This is a genomic window from Vibrio sp. Vb0349, from assembly GCF_033338975.1.
Genome location: NZ_JAWOTS010000477.1, coordinates 1 through 1,018, shown reverse-complemented (window position 1 = coordinate 1,018; position 1,018 = coordinate 1). Strand labels below are relative to the sequence as shown.

At 48.0% G+C, this 1,018-nt stretch carries 1 protein-coding gene; it reads right to left on the bottom strand.

What is annotated here, in order from left to right; translation table 11 throughout:
• On the bottom strand, positions 1 to 941 hold a 941-nt coding region (locus tag R7Q47_RS26720), incomplete at its 3' end, for an FAD/NAD(P)-binding oxidoreductase (protein WP_318090341.1).
• Positions 942 to 1,018: the final 77 nt, after the last annotated feature.

Below are 1,018 nucleotides of genomic sequence, written 5' to 3'. Positions count from 1 at the left end.
TCGCCAGTCACGAAGTCTTTCTCTTCTACCGCGTCGCCGACAGCGTAGATCGAAGGATCGCTGGTTTGCATGTATTCGTTCGTGTAAATACCGCCTAGCGCACCAATTTGAAGGCCAGCTTCTTGCGCCAGTTTTGTCTCAGGACGTACACCGATTGCCATGATCAGAATATCGGTAGTGAGTTTTTCACCGTTGTTCAGTGTTAACTCCAATTCACCTTCTAGGTGTTGGTGTTTCTCACTCTCACCAGAGTCGAAACTTGCCACGTGCTCGTTAGGTACGAATTTCACAGATTCAAGCGCGACGCCAAGTTTTAGGTCGACACCTTTGTCACGAATTTCTGCATGAGCAAAACCTGCCATTTCACGGTCTACTGGCGTCATGACTTGGTCTGCCATTTCGATCAGAGAGGTTTTAATGCCAAGTTGGTGGAAGGCTTCCATCATTTCTAAACCGATGAAACCGCCGCCAACAACTGTCGCATGCTCTGGCTTGTTCATTTGGATCGTTTCGATGATGCGATCCATATCTGGAATGTTACGTAGCGAGTGGGTGAGCGGGTTATCGAGGCCTGGGATTGGTGGAACAATAGGGCCAGCACCTGGGCTAAGCAGTAGGAAGTCGTATGACTCTACGTATTCAGACTCATCCAACAGGTTTTTGATGGTAACGGTTTTGTCCTGTCGGTTAATAGAAACTACTTCATTCATCACGCGAACATCAACGTTAAAGCGTGCTAAAAAGCTTTCTGGCGTTTGTAGTAGTAACTTACTGCGTTCTTGGATATCGCCGCCGATGTGATAAGGCAAGCCACAGTTGGCAAATGAAACAAACGGGCCACGTTCAAACATGATGATTTCGGCATCTTCGCTCAGACGACGAGCACGCGCCGCCGCAGATGCACCACCTGCAACACCACCGACGATTAAGATCTTAGTCATTTTTAACTCCAAGTTTTAGGGCGAGCTGACCTTTCACGAATAGCCTGTGTGAAAGGTCACTGCGCTCTAGATTATCT